The organism is Nodularia chucula CCY0103, assembly GCF_963923915.1.
Lineage (GTDB): Bacteria > Cyanobacteriota > Cyanobacteriia > Cyanobacteriales > Nostocaceae > Nodularia > Nodularia chucula.
On record NZ_CAWUOL010000214.1, the window covers coordinates 1 to 718 of the forward strand.

1 pseudogene is annotated in these 718 nt (G+C 33.3%); it reads right to left on the reverse strand.

The window, feature by feature from the left end:
• Nucleotides 1-155 precede the first annotated feature (155 nt).
• Nucleotides 156-476 (reverse strand): annotated as a pseudogene (locus tag ACM0OP_RS24265) (helix-turn-helix domain-containing protein); the annotation flags it as partial.
• Nucleotides 477-718 lie beyond the last annotated feature (242 nt).

Here is a 718-nt window from a genome sequence, read left to right on the forward strand (position 1 = left end):
GGACTCAACTTAATATTTCTTTCTTTCTCTAGCTTTATTGATAATTGACGACTATAGGAATCCGGTTTGAATTTTGAAAACATACTGAGATTAAAATCTTTATCCAACGAGGCGTTTATCTTAAAATCCGTTCAGAAATCAAATAGGAGTCCTATATTATATGTCCGTGGTTCGTTTTTGAGGCATTCTTCTAAATAAACAATATCCTCTTCTTTCCACTTTTGGATTCCTCCTTTACCCGGTGCATCCCATAGTCCCCCTAAACCTTTTTTATCCCATTTATGAAGTGTTTCCCTTACTGTTTGGTCTGCCCAATTAAAATGGGCTGCTATTTTTTCCACATACCATCCACGAGAATTTAACCTCACCACTTCGGCTCTATCTTTTACTTTTTGTGATACCGTTATGGCTGTCCTTAACTCAAATAAAGTTCTATCTTCTTCTTGGTTCAGAAATACTCTAAGACGTGCTGGCATTTTTTATACCCATTTATCTTATTTACTGTATTTACTTATTGTTACACATTTTGGTTATTTCACGCCCACCTACTTATTTCATATGTCCTCTTCATCAAAAATTTTATTACAGTAACCTTCTACTTCTAAAAGTCAATTCCTTCTAGTTTTAGTTCTATTGGAGTAATAGATAATTTTTTCATATATCTATTCAGAAGTGTTGAATGTTAAGAAAGAGGTGATAAAAATAACCCAAAATATGG